Source organism: Streptomyces durocortorensis (assembly GCF_031760065.1).
Lineage (GTDB): Bacteria > Actinomycetota > Actinomycetes > Streptomycetales > Streptomycetaceae > Streptomyces.
The window spans coordinates 6,984,389-6,997,450 of the sequence record NZ_CP134500.1 but is presented as its reverse complement, the minus strand read 5'-3'; the positions used below and the strand labels follow the sequence as shown (position 1 = coordinate 6,997,450).

The following is a 13,062-nucleotide window of genomic DNA, read 5'->3' as shown; positions in this document are numbered from 1 at the left end:
TACCGGGGCCGGTGGTCCGGATGCGCGCGGCAGGCGTGAGAGCTACGGAGCCGGGAGTTCCGCCAGCTCCGCGACGGCCGCACGGTGGCTGCCCGCCGTGCCGTAGGCGATGGAGTCCGCCTTGGCGCGCTTGAGGTACAGGTGCGCCGGGTGCTCCCACGTCATCCCGATCCCGCCGTGCAGCTGTACGCACTCCTCGGCGGCGTGGACCGCGACGCCGGAGCAGTACGCCTGGGCCACGGCGACGGCGAGCGGGGCGTCCGGGCTGCCGGTGGCGAGGGCGTCGGCGGCGCCGCGGGCGGCGGCACGGGCCGAGACGACCTCCAGCCAGAGCCGGGCCATCCGGTGCTTGAGCGACTGGAACGAGCCCACGGGCCGGTTGAACTGGTGCCGTTCGCGGGTGTGCCGGACGGTCTCGGTCAGGCACCACTCGGCGATCCCGAGCTGTTCGGAGGCGAGCAGCCCGGCCCCGGCGAGCAGCCCGCGCCGTACGGCGGTGGCGCTCGCGTCCGCGTCTGCGAGCAGGGTCCCGGTCGCACCGGAGAGGGTGAGGGTGGCGAGCGGGCGGGTCAGGTCGAGCGGTACGAGGGGGACGACCGCCACCCCGGGGGCCGTCGCCTCGACCGCGTACAGGCCTTCGGCGGTCGGCACCAGCAGGACGTCCGCCACGGCCGCGTCGGCGACGCCCCGGACCGTGCCGTCCAGCGAGGCCGTGGCCTTCTGGGAGCCTGCGGGCGCGGTCCCCAAGGGCACGGCGAGCACCGCCGTACGGGCGCCGGAGGCCAGTTCACCGACGAGAGCGGCGGCCGGTCCGTCGTCCCCGCCGAGTGCGAGCAGCGTCTCGGTGGCCACCACTGCGCTGGTCAGATACGGGGCCGGGGCCACGCTGCGGCCCAGCTCCTCCAGGACCACGGCGGCCTCGCGGTGGGATGCTCCCTGGCCGCCGAGCTTCTCCGGCACGAGGAGTCCGGCGGCGCCGATGCCGGAGGCGAGTGCCTCCCAGAGCCGAGGGTCGTACGGCGTGTCGGACTCGGTCGCCGCGATCACCGTCGGCGCGTCGGCCCGGTCGGCGAGGAGGGCGCGTACGGCGGAGCGCAGGTCCTCCTCGTCCTGGGAGTAGAGGAGGTCGGGGGTGGCGGGCGGCTGGGCGGTCGCGGTCATCGGCTCAGGTCCTTCCAGGCGACGTCCTTGTCGTTGCGGGGCTCGGCGGGCAGGCCGAGGACGCGCTCGGCGACGATGTTCAGCAGGACCTCGCTGGTGCCGCCCTCGATGGAGTTCCCCTTGGACCGCAGATAGCGGTAGCCGGCGTCGCGTCCGGTGAAGTCGACCAGCTCCGGGCGGCGCATGGTCCAGTCGCCGTACAACAGGCCCTCGTCGCCGAGGAGTTCCACTTCCAGGCCGCTGATCTCCTGGTTGAGGCGGGCGAAGGCGAGCTTCATGCCCGAGCCCTCGGGTCCGGGCTGTCCGGCGACGAGTTGCTGCCGCAGCCGCTCCCCGGTGAGCCGGGCGACCTCGGCCTCCACCCAGAGGGTGAGCAGGCGTTGGTGGGTGTCGTGGGTGCGCAGGTCGGGGCGTTCGCGCCAGGTCGCGGAGACCGGGCCGATCATGCCGCCCTCGCGCGGGATGCGGGAGCCGCCGATGGAGACGCGCTCGTTCATCAGGGTGGTCCGGGCGACCTTCCAGCCCTCGCCGACGGGTCCGAGCCGGTGGCTGTCCGGGATGCGTACGCCGGAGAGGAAGACCTCGTTGAACTCGGCCTCCCCGGTGATCTGGCGCAGCGGCCGGACCTCGACGCCGGGGTCGGTCATGTCGCAGAGGAAGTAGCTGATGCCCCGGTGCTTGGGCAGGCCGGGGTCGGTGCGGGCGATGAGGATGGCCCAGCGGGCGAGGTGGGCGCTGGACGTCCAGACCTTCTGCCCGTCGACGATCCAGTCATCGCCGTCGCGGACCGCCCGGGTGGCCAGCGCCGCGAGGTCGGACCCGGCGCCGGGCTCGCTGAAGAGCTGGCACCAGACCTCCTCCCCCACCCACAGGGGGCGCAGGAAGCGCTGCTTCTGCTCGTCGGTGCCGAAGCCGAGGATGGTCGGCGCGGCCATGCCGAGGCCGATGCCGATCCGGCGGGGGTCGTTGTCGGGCGCGTCGGCGGCGGCGAGTTCGGCGTCCACGACCTGCTGGAGGGAGCGGGGCGCGTCGAGCCCGCCGAGGCCGACCGGGTAGTGGACCCAGGCGAGGCCCGCGTCGAACCGGGCCTTCAGGAAGTCGGTGCGGTCGGTCGTTGCGGGCGGATGGGCGGCGAGCAGCTCGCGGGTGCGGCGGCGGACCTCGGCGGCGTCGGGGCTCATCGGGTGCCTCCGGGCAGGACGACGATGCGGCCGGTGCTGGTGCCGTCGGCGACGCGCTGGACGGCGTCGGCGGCCCCGGCCATGGGGACACGCTCGCTGATCAGGGGTTTGACGATGCCCTGGGCGGCCAGCCCGGTCAGCTCGTCGTGGCAGGCGCGGACAGCGGCCGGGTCCTTGGTGTTGTAGAGGCCCCAGTGCAGCCCGACGATCGAGTAGTTCTTCACCAAGGCGTGGTTGAGGGCGGGGGCGGGGATCGTGCCGCTGGCGAACCCGACGACCAGGACGCGGCCCTCGAAGGCGACGCACTTGACGGACTTGGCGTACGCGTCGCCGCCGACCGGGTCGTAGACGACGTCCGCGCCGCGCCCGCCGGTGGCTTCCTTCACCACGCCGACGATGTCCTCGCTCCGCCGGTCGATGACCATGTCGCAGCCGAGCTCGCGGGCGACGGCCGCCTTCTCCGGGCCGCCGACGACGCCGATGACGGTGGCGCCCGCCGCCTTGCCGAGCTGGACGGCGGCGCTGCCGACGCCGCCCGCCGCCGCGTGCACGAGCAGGGTCTCGCCGGGCTGGAGGTGCGCGCGGCGGTGCAGTCCGAACCAGCCGGTCTGGTAGCCGATGTGCAGAGCGGCCGCTTCGGCGTCGTCCAGGGCCTCGGGGGCGGGCAGCAGGGCCGCCTCGTCCGCGACGACGTGGTCGGCGAAGCCGCCGTACGGCAGGGCGGGGGTGGCGAGGACGCGCCGCCCGTCCTCGGTCGTGCCGCACACCTCGACGCCCGGGGTGAACGGCAGCGGCGGCCGCACCTGGTACTGGCCCCGGCAGAGCAGGGCGTCGGGGAAGTTGACGTTCGCGGCGCGGACCTCGACGAGCACCTGCCCCTCGCCGGGCGTGGGCCGGTCCGTCTCCTCCAGGCGCATCACCTCGCCCGGCTCACCGTTCCGGTGTACTCGCCATGCCTGCATGAGGGGCCTCCACAACACTGTCGGCATCGAACCGCTGCCGCTGTCGGCATTACCACTGCTCCGGCGCATACTAAGCGGTCGCTTGCTCGTCTGGGAACACCTTCTCACCGCCGACGGCGGGACTCCTCAGCCCCGCTTCGGCTTCGGCTTCGCCCGCACGTGCATGCGCTCACCCTGCGGGCCGAAGAGACTGAGAAACTCCACCGGCTTGCCCTCCGCCGGTCCGAACCAGTGCGGCAGCCGCGTGTCGAACTCGGCGGCCTCCCCCGGCTCCAGCACCAGATCGTGTTCGGCCAGCAGCAGCCGGAGCTTCCCGGACAGCACGAACAGCCACTCGTACCCCTCGTGCGTGCGCTGCTCCGGCGCCTCGCCGCTGCCGGGCTCCTGGATCATCTTGTACGCCTGGAGCCCGCCGGGACGGGCGGTCAGCGGCACCATCGTCCGGCCGTGCTGCACGATCGGCGCGGCCCGTACCCGGGGGTCGCCGACCGCGGGAGCGCCCACCAGGTCGTCGAGCGGCACCTCGTGGGCGCGGGCGATGGGAAGCATCAGCTCAAGGCTGGGGCGGCGACCGCCGGACTCCAGCCGGGAGAGCGTGGAGACGGAGATTCCGGTGGCGTCCGAGAGCGCGGAGAGGGTGACTCCGCGATCCTTGCGCAGACGGCGCAGCCTGGGGCCGACGCCGGAGAGCACCGCTTCGAGTTCCGGATCGTCCCGGTCGTGTTCCTTCATATCGCAATTGCAGAATCGGCAAGCCGGTTTGTCAATGCGGGAACAGCGTTTCTGGCCCGCTCAGTGGGCGAAGACCTCGAAGGTGACCGCCGGCCGGCCGTCGAACCGCTCCGCGGCGCCCCCGACCATGCCTTCCAGGAAGGACCGGCAGTACCGCTCCGGGTCCTCCTGCGTCAGCGCCTCGATGTAGGCGCGGTGCTCCAGCAGAGACCGGACCGAGCGTTCGAAGCCCGCCGTGGCGTCGACCGCGTGGGTGGGCCGGTCGCTGCCCGCCACGGCCGTCCAGCGCACCCCGTTCCACGGCTGGAGGCCCTGCTCGGCCAGTTCCGGGAAGATCCAGCGGTTGCCCGCGTCCGCCACCGCGTCCAGCGTGGCGCGCCCGACCGCACGGTGGTCCGGGGTGTTCCAGGCGACCCCGCCCCAGGTGTCCCGGTGGTTGAGGGTGACCACCAGCTCGGGGCGGTGGCGCCGGACGGCCGCGGCGATGTCGCGGCGCAGCCCGATGCCGTACTCGATCACTCCGTCGCGGTGGTCGAGGAACTCAACCGTCCGTACGCCGACGACGGCGGCACTGGCCCGCTGCTCCCGCTCCCGTACCGGAGCGCACTCCTCCGGCGGGAGGGTGTCGATCCCGGCCTCGCCCCGGCTGGCCAGGAGGTAGACGACCTCGCGGCCGCCGTCGGTCCACTCCGCCACGGCGGCGGCAGCGCCGTACTCCAGGTCGTCGGGGTGCGCGACCACGGCCAGGGCGCGCTGCCAGTCGGCGGGCATGGGTTCGAGTCGATGCTGCGTCATACCGGCAGGCTACCCACGGGCCTCGGGGCCCGGAGTACGGCACCCGAAGTCCGGCCGGGCTTCTCGGCAGGGACCCAGGGGGCGCGCCTCCCATGGCCCGGATACGGAACGCGGGACCGCCCCTCGGTGCTGGACTCACGTGTAGAGTCCCTGCCCTCTCGCGCAGCCCCGGTGAACGAAAGGAATCCCGCTCGTGACCAGCCCCGCATCTCTCTCCCCCGCCCAGGCCGCAGCCCGCTTGGAGGAGTTCACCGTCATCGACGTGCGGGCTCCCGGCGAGTACGCGGCGGGACATGTGCCCGGCGCCCTGAACATCCCGCTCGACAAGCTTCCCGACGCGCTGCCCGCCCTCAAGTCCGCCTCGGCGCGCGGTTCGCTGCTGGTGGTGTGCGCCTCCGGGGTCCGCTCCACGCGGGCCTGCGAGATCCTCGCGGGCGCGGACATCGAGGCCGCGACCCTGACCGGCGGCACCTCGGCCTGGCAGGGCGACGGCCGCGGCCTGGACCGCCCCGAGGGCGCGCGCACCACCTGGCCCATGGAGCGTCAGGTGCGGCTCGTCGCGGGCTCACTGGTGGTGGCCGGTCTCGCGGCGGGCGTCCGCTACCCGGCGGCGCGCTGGCTGTCCGCCGGCATCGGCACGGGCCTCGTCTACTCGGCGGTCAGCAACACCTGCGGGATGGCCTCGGTCCTCTCGAAGCTGCCGTACAACCGGGCCCCGCGCTCGGCCACCGACCTGGACGCCACCCTGGAGGCGCTCCAGCGCTGATCCGGGGGCAGTGCCGCGCGGGCCCCCCGGACGGCCCCGGCCGTGCGGTCAGGCCTCACCCCGCACCAGCGCGAGCAGCCGGTCGAGCACCCGGGGGCCGCCCGCGCGCACCCCGTCGTGCTCGTACTCGTTGGTGACCCAGGTGCGCAGCCCCCGGATCGCCGCCGCCGTGCGCAGCGAGTCGGCGGTATCGACGTACATGTCGTCGTGGTAGACGGCCGCCGCGGCGGGGACCTCGTTGGCGGCGAGCCGCTCGGGGTCGTAGAGGACGGGCCAGTCCGTGCGCCGCGCGAGGAGTTCGGCGGTCTCGCGCAGCGGGCGCAGCGCCGGGTCGACGTCGAAGTGCCAGGGGTGGATGGTCTCGCCGGTGAGGAGGAGGGGCCCGTCGCCCTTCAGCGCGGCCGCCGCGTCGAACTGCGGGAAGTCGGCCCGTACGCGTTCGGCGGACCAGGCCGTGGCGCGTTCGCCCTGCCCGTAGATGGCCTCGTGCAGCAGGGCGTACAGGGGGTGCCCGGCAAAGGACGTGGCGGTGCGCAGGGCCTCCTGGAAGGTGTCGGAGAGTTCCGTGCCGTGCGGGGTGCGGACGAAGGCGTTCTCCAGCAGGTAGTGGAGCTGGTGGCTGCCGCTGCCCGAGCCCAGCAGGATGCCGAGCGACTGGAAGCCCTCGGGCGTCAGCCGGTGTCCGGCACTCTCGGGCCGGTGTTCGGCGAGGTACGCGGCGATGGCGCGGGCGCGCTCGACGTCCTGCGGGTAGCGGGCGTAGTGGGCGGCGACCTTGCGTTCGATACGGGGGTACGCGGCCCGGTAGACGTCGTCCGCGTGGGCGTCCAGCGAGGGCAGCCCACCGGTGATGAGGGCCGCCGCGAGGCCCTCGGGCGCCGAGGAGAGATAACGGACGGCGCAGAACCCGCCGAAGGACTGCCCGAGGACCGTCCAGGGTCCTCCGCCGGTGAGCCGCGGCCGGATCAGCTCGCAGTCGCGGACGATGGAGTCGGAGCGGAAGTGGGCGAGGTAGTCGGCCTGTTCGCGCGGGCCGCCGCGCAGCGGCAGGGTCTGCCGGTTGGCGGGGGTGGACAGTCCGGTGCCGCGCTGGTCGAGGAGGAGGACCCGGAACTCGCGCAGGGCGCGGCCGAGCCAGGCCTCCGTGCCGACGAACCGGCGCGCGCCGAAGCCGGGGCCGCCCTCCAGGTAGACCAGCCAGGGCAGCTCGTCACCGGCCCGGGAGGCCGCCACCGCCTCCCGGCCGTAGACCTCGATCTGCTCGCCGCCGGGGTCGCTGTGGTCCAGGGGCACGGTGAAACGCCGGTCGGTGAGGACGACACCGGGCTGCCGGTAACTGCTCACGGGAACTCCTGAATCCGGGGTGCGGGCTGATCCGGGCGAAAGGCCCAGTTCAGCACAGGCCCACGGCCGGTCGGCGAAGGGGCCGCGCCCGTACGGCAGTGGGAGCCAGGGCCGTACGGAGGTGGGAGCCGTGACCCGTACGGCGGAGGCGGCGCGGGATCGTACGGCGGAGGCGGCCGTGCCCCGTACGGTCCCGGCCCGTGTGCGCGGCGGCCGGGGCACTCCTAGCGTGCAGACATGATCCGGTTCGAGCAGGTCGGCAAGGTCTACCCGGACGGGACGACGGCGGTCGACGGGCTGTCCTTCGAGGTGGACGAGGGCGAGCTGGTGACGCTGGTGGGGCCGTCCGGCTGCGGCAAGACGACCACGATGATGATGGTGAACCGGCTGATCGAGCCGACCTCGGGCCGCATCCTGGTGGACGGCGAGGACATCGCCGGGACCGATCCGGTCAAGCTGCGTCGCCGCATCGGCTATGTGATCCAGCAGGTCGGCCTCTTCCCGCACCGGACCGTCCTGGACAACACCGCGACCGTCCCGGCACTGGTCGGCTGGAAGCGCGCACGGGCCCGGGAGCGGGCGGCGGAGCTGCTGGACCTGGTGGGCCTGGACCCGGCGACGTACGGCTCGCGCTATCCGGCGCAGCTCTCCGGCGGCCAGCGGCAGCGGGTCGGCGTGGCGCGGGCGCTCGCCGCCGATCCGCCGGTGCTGCTGATGGACGAACCGTTCGGAGCGGTGGACCCGGTGGTGCGGGAGCGGCTGCAGAACGAGTTCCTGAGCCTCCAGCAGCGGGTGCGCAAGACGGTGCTCATGGTGACGCACGACATCGAGGAAGCGGTGCGGATGGGCGACCGGATCGCGGTGTACGGGGAGGGGCGCATCGAGCAGTTCGACACCCCGGCCGCCGTGCTCGGCACTCCGGCGACCCCGTACGTCGCCCGGTTCGTCGGCTCCGACCGGGGTCTGAAGCGGCTGTCGGTCACCGCGATCGAACCGGAGGACCTGGAGGAGCCGCCCGTGGCCCGGCTGGAGGAGCCCGCCGGCGACGCGGCTGCCCGGCTGGTCGCGGCGGGGGCCCGGTGGGCGGTGGTCCTCGGCGGCTCGGGCGAGCTGCACGGCTGGGTCGCCACGGACGTGCTGCGGGCGGCCGGGGAACGGGCGACGGTGGGCACCCTGGCCCGCCGGATGGACGCGTGGGTGCCGGTCGGGGCCCCGTTGAAGCAGGCGTTCAGCGAGATGCTCCAGCACGACGCGGGGTGGGTGGCGGTGCTGGACGGGGCACGGTTCCTCGGGGTGCTCACCCCGGCCAAGCTGCACGAAGCGCTGCGCCGGTCGGTGGACGCGGACGCGCAGGGCGTGGCGCGCGAGGAGGTGGACTTCGACTCGGTGGCGGACGCGTAAGGGCTGTCCCGTCATCATCGAAGCAGGGGGCGGGCCGGCGACGGGCCGGCGCCCCCAGGTGGTGGTGCGCCAGCTCGCGTGTCCGGCAGACGACTTCTCAGGATCAGGGAGGGGAACGGTCAGCGGCCTCGCCGGTAGCTGCTGCCGTCCCGGGGGCGGACCAGCAGTCCCGCGACGACCAGATAGCGGCGCAGCGCGGAGCAGTCCTCGTGGACGGTGAGCAGCGCCTCGTTCACCTCGCGTTCGGTGTACGAGCGCTCCCGCTCGAACAGCGTGTCGGCGAGGTGCACGAGCAACTGCTCCCGCCGGGCCTCCTTGCGCGGGATCGCGACCAGGCGGCCGTGCGAGAAGAGCGCCTCCACGCGGTGCGTACGAGGGCTCGGCGACGGTGACAGCGGCTGAAGGGTTTCCTGTTCAGCAGGCATGACAGGTGTGGCAGGCATGGTCGGAAGAGTCGCAGGCTTCCGCAGTACGGGCAACGCCATTTCCGCGTTGCCCGTCCCGGCGTCGCCCGTCCTCGCGTTGCCCTTCTTGGCCATCGCGTTGACAGACCTGCACGGCCCGGGTTGTGATGGGACACGTGCAGCGTGACGTCGGCCAAAGAGATCTGGGCCGGCCGGCAGTCAAGCCAGCACCTTCTTCCAGGGACACCGCCATGAGCACACTCATCGCCCCCTGCCGCTGAGCCACCTGCCCTGAGCAGTTCGCTCCGGGCGCGTACACGCCGACGCGCCCCCGTGTGATGCACCCCGTTCCGTCTGCCGGGCCCTCGTGCGCCCGCATCCTTCCAGGAGACCCAGAACCTCCATGCCCCCTGCCTTCCAGCAGTCCGTCATCGACGAGTTCCGCGCCAACGCCGGGAAGGTCGGCGGCCCCTTCGAGGGCTCCGACCTCCTCCTGCTCACCACCGCCGGCGCCCGCTCCGGCACCCCGCACACCACGCCGCTCGGATACGTACGCGACGGCCGCCGACTGCTCGTCGTCGCCTCCGACCTCGGCGCACCGCGCCACCCCGACTGGTACCGCAACCTCCTCGCCCGCCCGTCCGTCCGGGTGGAGTGGGGCGCAGAGGAGTTCGAGACCGTCGCCGTGCCCGCCGAAGGGGCCCTGCGCGACGAGCTGTTCGCCCGGGTGGTGGCCGAAGCGCCCGGGTACGCGGAGTACCAGGAGGCGACCGACCGGGTGCTGCCGGTCGTGGTCCTGGAACTCCCCGGTCCCGAGGCGACGGCCCCCGCGGTCACCTCCCTCGCGGACAAGCTCGTGGAGGTGCACACCTGGCTGCGCGCCCAACTGCTCCACGTCCACACCGAGACGGAGGCACACTTCGCCTCACGGGCCGCCCACCGGGACGCCGGGGAGCCGCCCGCGCCGCCTCTCGGGCTCCAGATCCGGCAGCGCTGCCTGGCGTTCTGCCAGGCTCTGGACTTCCATCACACGGCCGAGGACGGCCATATGTTCCCCGCGATGGAGGGGTACCACCCGCACCTGCGGGAGGTCTTCGACCGGCTGCGGGAGGAGCACCGCGGCATCGCGTCCGTCCAGACGGCCCTCTCCGCGCTGCTGGCCGACGTCGCCATCGCGGAGCCGGACCGCTTCCGTGCCGAACTGACCCGGATGACCGAGGAGCTGACCGCCCACCTCGACTACGAGGAGGAGCAGATCCTGCCGTTGCTGGCCGAGGTGCCCTGGCCTCCGGCGGCTCCCGCCGCGACCGCTTCCTGAGTTCCGGGGCCGCTCAGCCCTTCGGGAGGAGTTCCTTCGACTCCAGGTAGGTGCGCGCGACGTCCTCGGGCAGCCTGCGCCAGCTGTCGACCTGCTCGTTCAGCGATGCCAGGTCGGCGGTGGTCAGTACGGTGTTGAGGCGGTCGAGGGCATCGCGCACCCCGGTGCTCCCGGCGCGGGCACGGTTGACGACGGGCACCACGTAGTCCGCGTTCTGGAGGTTCTTGTCGTCCTCCAGCAGGACCAGGCCGAACTGGTCGAGCGTGGCGTCGGTCGTGGTGGTCAGCACCATCTGGTCCTGACCGTTCTGGACCGCCTGCTTCGCCTGGGTGGTGCCGACGCCCTTCGGGTCGACGGCGACGATGTCGATGCCGTACGTCTTGCGCAGCCCGGGGGCGCAGTAGGGCCGCTGCACGCATTCGTCGCCCGCCGCCAGCCGCACGGGCAGCCGCGCGGCGCCCAGGTCGCTGAGGGTCTTCAGGCGGTGCTTCCTCGCGTACGCGGCGGTGACGGCGAAGGCGTTCTGGTCGACGGCCCGGCCCGGGTCGAGGACGGTCAGCCCGCGCGGGGCGGCGAGGGCGCGCAGCACCTTCATGGTGGCGGCCAGGTCGGGCGATCCCACGGGGGTGGCGTCGGCGCCGTTGGCCTTGGCGTTCAACCAGTCGGCGAAGGTCGCCGCGTACTCCGCGACGACGTCGATCTGGCCGTTCTCCAGGGCGGGTTCGTAGATCTCCCGGTTGGTGACGGAGATGATGTCGGCGGAGTATCCGGCGTGCTCCAGGAGCAGGGCGTACATCTGGGCGAGCAGGTCGCTCTCGGTGAATCCGGCCGATCCGACGGTGAGTTCCCTGCTGTCGCCGGGCGGTGCGGTGACCTCGCCCTGGTTCTCCAGGCTGGGGCCCGTGGTGCAGGCCGTCGCCGTGAGGAGGGCCAGCGCGGCCAGGGCCCGGCGGGCGCTGGCGGGCCTCACGCGGCCTCCCGTCCGCGCCGCGGTACGAGGCGCTGCCCGGCCTCGAAGAGGCTCTCGACGAGGAGGGCGAAGACGGCCACCAGGATCGCCCCGGCCACCACCTGCGGGGTGGAGGCGAGGTTGAAGCCCGCGGTGATGATCCGGCCCAGTCCCCCGCCGCCCGCCAGTGCGGCGAGGGTGGCGGTGGCGACCAGCTGCACGGCGGCGATCCGTACGCCGGTGAGGACCAGCGGGAGGGCGAGCGGCAGTTCCACGCCCAGCAGCATCTGGCGGCCGGTCATGCCCATTCCCCGGGCCGCCCGTACGACATCGCGGTCGACCTCGCGCATCCCGACGTAGGCGTTGGTGAGGAGCGGCGGCACGGCGAACAGCACCAGCGCGATGATCGTCGGCCACTGGCCGTACGTGCCGATGGGCGTGAGCAGCAGCAGGACCAGTACGGCGAAGGTGGGGACGGCCCGGCCGATGTTGGAGAGGTTGACGGCGAGTGCGCCGCCCCTGCCGAGGTGTCCGAGGACGAGGGCGACGGGCAGGGCGATCAGACAGCTGATGAGCAGGCAGACGCCGGTCAGGAAGAGGTGTTCGCCGAGCCGGTGCCAGACACCGTCCGGGCCGGACCAGTGAGTGGCTGTGGTGAGCCAGGACCAGGTGTCGGCGAGCGTGTTCATCCCGGCCTCCGTGCCGCGGGTCGCGTCCTCATGCCCGCCTCCGGGTCCAGGGCGTCAGCAGCCGTCCGGCTCCCAGGAGCAGCAGGTCGGCGGCGACGGCGATGATGACGCACAGTACGGACGCGGTGAGCACCTGGGCCTTGAAGTAGGTGTTCATGCCGGAGTAGATGAGGTTGCCGAGTCCGCCGTGGCCGACGATCGCGCCGACGGTGACCAGGGAGACCGCGGAGACCGTGGCGATGCGCAGCCCGGCCATCGCCGCGGGCAGCGCGAGCGGGAGCTCCACGGCGAGCAGCAGGCGCAGCGGCCCGTAGCCCATGCCGCGCGCGGCCTGCCGGGTCTCCTCGGGGACGGCCCGGAGTCCGGCCAGGATGTTGCGGACGAGCAGCGTCAGGGAGTAGAGGACGAGACCCGCGACGACGAGTGCGGCGGAGAGCCCGTACACCGGCAGGAGCAGCGAGAACATCGCCAGCGAAGGGATGGTGTAGAGGATCGTCGTCAGTCCGAGCACCGGCCCGGCCGCCCAGCGCCACCGGCGGGCCGCCAGCGCGAGGGGTACGGCGAGCACCAGGGCGATGGCCACCGCGGCGGCCGTCAGCTGGAGGTGCTGGATCACCGCGTCCACCAGGATCTCGCGGCGGGTGGAGAGATAGGCGCCGCAGATCCACTCGTTGCGGGCGAGGCAGTCGTCCGGGGGCGCCGTCATCCGTTCATTCGAGCGCGACCGTGGCGCAGTCGCAGGTCGGGGGCGGCCGTTCGGGGTGCGCGGGCCGGGCCGACAACCGCACGAGGCTCAGGGCGTGCACCATCGGCTGCGGCGGACGGGCAGGGCGCAGCTGCGGGCGGGCGTCCGGCGGCCGACGTACGGTGGAGTGGCGGCATGAGTACGGGCCCCGGACGAACGGCAGGTACCCGCGATGGCCGGTGAGATCTCCTTCTTCGAGCTCGGCGTGGAGGACCCGGAGCGGGCGCGCGCCTTCTACGGCGAACTGTTCGGCTGGACCTTCGAGCCGGGCCCCTCGGACGGCGGCGGCTTCGCGATCACGACCCCCGGGACTCCGGGCGGGGTGCACGGCGGTGACCGGGGAGCCGGACCGTACGTCTTCTTCTGGGTCGACGACCTGGGCGCCGCCGTGGTGAAGGTCCGCGAGCTCGGCGGCACGGTGGACGACGCGTCCCCGGGTGACGACGAGGAGTCGGCCGCCCGGTTCGGACGCTTCCGGCTCTGCCGTGACGACCAGGGATCGCCGTTCGGCCTGCACGAGCCGCCGACAGCCGTCTGACGCGGGACCGCCGAGCGAAAGCGGAACGACCTGGGCCGGGCGAGCAACCCTCCCCGTCCCGCTGCCGTCTTGATCCA

Annotated in this window: 14 protein-coding genes; 4 read left to right on the top strand and 10 right to left on the bottom strand. The window is 73.3% G+C overall.

Annotation, left to right across the window (positions count from 1 at the left end):
- Nucleotides 1-42 precede the first annotated feature (42 nt).
- From RI138_RS30855 to RI138_RS30835, 5 genes are all read right to left on the bottom strand, one after another.
- Complete coding sequence (locus RI138_RS30855) at nucleotides 43-1,161, bottom strand: acyl-CoA dehydrogenase family protein (RefSeq protein WP_311122549.1); 1,119 nt, start codon at nucleotides 1,159-1,161, stop codon at nucleotides 43-45.
- A complete protein-coding gene (locus RI138_RS30850) occupies nucleotides 1,158-2,342 on the bottom strand; it encodes an acyl-CoA dehydrogenase family protein (protein ID WP_311122548.1) in 1,185 nt (394 codons plus the stop codon). The genes RI138_RS30855 and RI138_RS30850 overlap by 4 nt, the downstream gene beginning before the upstream one ends.
- Nucleotides 2,339-3,304 (bottom strand): NADPH:quinone oxidoreductase family protein, encoded by a 966-nt coding sequence (locus RI138_RS30845; protein ID WP_311122547.1) that lies wholly within the window; start codon nucleotides 3,302-3,304, stop codon nucleotides 2,339-2,341. The genes RI138_RS30850 and RI138_RS30845 overlap by 4 nt, the downstream gene beginning before the upstream one ends.
- A gap of 126 nt (nucleotides 3,305-3,430) precedes the next feature.
- Nucleotides 3,431-4,036 carry a helix-turn-helix domain-containing protein gene (locus RI138_RS30840; RefSeq protein ID WP_311122546.1) on the bottom strand — a complete coding sequence of 202 codons (606 nt, stop codon included), beginning with the start codon at nucleotides 4,034-4,036 and terminating at the stop codon, nucleotides 3,431-3,433.
- 60 nt (nucleotides 4,037-4,096) lie between these two features.
- Nucleotides 4,097-4,831, bottom strand: coding sequence for a PIG-L deacetylase family protein (locus RI138_RS30835; protein WP_096627308.1), 735 nt, complete (start codon nucleotides 4,829-4,831; stop codon nucleotides 4,097-4,099).
- A gap of 193 nt (nucleotides 4,832-5,024) precedes the next feature.
- On the opposite strand from RI138_RS30835, the gene RI138_RS30830 reads away from it, so the two are divergent.
- Nucleotides 5,025-5,597 (top strand): rhodanese-like domain-containing protein, encoded by a 573-nt coding sequence (locus RI138_RS30830; protein WP_311122545.1) that lies wholly within the window; start codon nucleotides 5,025-5,027, stop codon nucleotides 5,595-5,597.
- A 48-nt stretch (nucleotides 5,598-5,645) separates the two neighbouring features.
- Here RI138_RS30830 and RI138_RS30825 read toward each other — a convergent pair whose 3' ends face one another.
- A complete protein-coding gene (locus RI138_RS30825; protein WP_311122544.1) occupies nucleotides 5,646-6,941 on the bottom strand; it encodes an alpha/beta fold hydrolase in 1,296 nt (431 codons plus the stop codon).
- Nucleotides 6,942-7,178: 237 nt separating this feature from the next.
- On the opposite strand from RI138_RS30825, the gene RI138_RS30820 reads away from it, so the two are divergent.
- Nucleotides 7,179-8,342 carry an ABC transporter ATP-binding protein gene (locus RI138_RS30820; RefSeq protein WP_311122543.1) on the top strand — a complete coding sequence of 388 codons (1,164 nt, stop codon included), beginning with the start codon at nucleotides 7,179-7,181 and terminating at the stop codon, nucleotides 8,340-8,342.
- Between the two features lie 119 nt (nucleotides 8,343-8,461).
- On the opposite strand, the gene RI138_RS30815 is transcribed toward RI138_RS30820, so the two are convergent.
- Entirely contained in the window at nucleotides 8,462-8,767 is a 306-nt protein-coding gene (locus RI138_RS30815) for a DUF2087 domain-containing protein (protein ID WP_179500118.1), read from the bottom strand.
- Nucleotides 8,768-9,149: 382 nt separating this feature from the next.
- Between RI138_RS30815 and RI138_RS30810 the strand changes: the two genes are divergently transcribed.
- On the top strand, nucleotides 9,150-10,064 hold the full coding sequence (locus RI138_RS30810; protein WP_311122542.1) for a nitroreductase/quinone reductase family protein: 915 nt from the start codon (nucleotides 9,150-9,152) through the stop codon (nucleotides 10,062-10,064).
- A gap of 13 nt (nucleotides 10,065-10,077) precedes the next feature.
- Here RI138_RS30810 and RI138_RS30805 read toward each other — a convergent pair whose 3' ends face one another.
- From RI138_RS30805 to RI138_RS30795, 3 genes are read right to left on the bottom strand one after another with little or no spacing between them, the layout of a single operon-like run.
- Nucleotides 10,078-11,034 (bottom strand): ABC transporter substrate-binding protein, encoded by a 957-nt coding sequence (locus RI138_RS30805; RefSeq protein ID WP_311122541.1) that lies wholly within the window; start codon nucleotides 11,032-11,034, stop codon nucleotides 10,078-10,080.
- Nucleotides 11,031-11,702, bottom strand: coding sequence for an ABC transporter permease (locus RI138_RS30800; protein WP_311122540.1), 672 nt, complete (start codon nucleotides 11,700-11,702; stop codon nucleotides 11,031-11,033). Before RI138_RS30800 ends, RI138_RS30805 begins: the two co-directional genes overlap by 4 nt.
- A gap of 28 nt (nucleotides 11,703-11,730) precedes the next feature.
- Entirely contained in the window at nucleotides 11,731-12,408 is a 678-nt protein-coding gene (locus tag RI138_RS30795; RefSeq protein WP_311122539.1) for an ABC transporter permease, read from the bottom strand.
- A gap of 211 nt (nucleotides 12,409-12,619) precedes the next feature.
- Here RI138_RS30795 and RI138_RS30790 point away from each other — a divergent pair, with 211 nt between their 5' ends.
- Nucleotides 12,620-12,985, top strand: coding sequence for a VOC family protein (locus RI138_RS30790; RefSeq protein ID WP_311122538.1), 366 nt, complete (start codon nucleotides 12,620-12,622; stop codon nucleotides 12,983-12,985).
- The last annotated feature ends 77 nt before the right edge of the window (nucleotides 12,986-13,062 follow it).

Bases quoted from the DNA above. Each gene is read 5' to 3' on its own strand.
- RI138_RS30790 (WP_311122538.1), top strand. From the start codon at position 12,620: ATGGCCGGTGAGATCTCCTTCTTCGAGCTCGGCGTGGAGGACCCGGAG.
- RI138_RS30800 (WP_311122540.1), bottom strand. From the start codon at position 11,702: ATGAACACGCTCGCCGACACCTGGTCCTGGCTCACCACAGCCACTCAC.
- RI138_RS30835 (WP_096627308.1), bottom strand. From the start codon at position 4,831: ATGACGCAGCATCGACTCGAACCCATGCCCGCCGACTGGCAGCGCGCC.
- RI138_RS30815 (WP_179500118.1), bottom strand. From the start codon at position 8,767: ATGCCTGCTGAACAGGAAACCCTTCAGCCGCTGTCACCGTCGCCGAGC.
- RI138_RS30810 (WP_311122542.1), top strand. From the start codon at position 9,150: ATGCCCCCTGCCTTCCAGCAGTCCGTCATCGACGAGTTCCGCGCCAAC.
- RI138_RS30795 (WP_311122539.1), bottom strand. From the start codon at position 12,408: ATGACGGCGCCCCCGGACGACTGCCTCGCCCGCAACGAGTGGATCTGC.
- RI138_RS30820 (WP_311122543.1), top strand. From the start codon at position 7,179: ATGATCCGGTTCGAGCAGGTCGGCAAGGTCTACCCGGACGGGACGACG.
- RI138_RS30850 (WP_311122548.1), bottom strand. From the start codon at position 2,342: ATGAGCCCCGACGCCGCCGAGGTCCGCCGCCGCACCCGCGAGCTGCTC.
- RI138_RS30855 (WP_311122549.1), bottom strand. From the start codon at position 1,161: ATGACCGCGACCGCCCAGCCGCCCGCCACCCCCGACCTCCTCTACTCC.
- RI138_RS30840 (WP_311122546.1), bottom strand. From the start codon at position 4,036: ATGAAGGAACACGACCGGGACGATCCGGAACTCGAAGCGGTGCTCTCC.
- RI138_RS30845 (WP_311122547.1), bottom strand. From the start codon at position 3,304: ATGCAGGCATGGCGAGTACACCGGAACGGTGAGCCGGGCGAGGTGATG.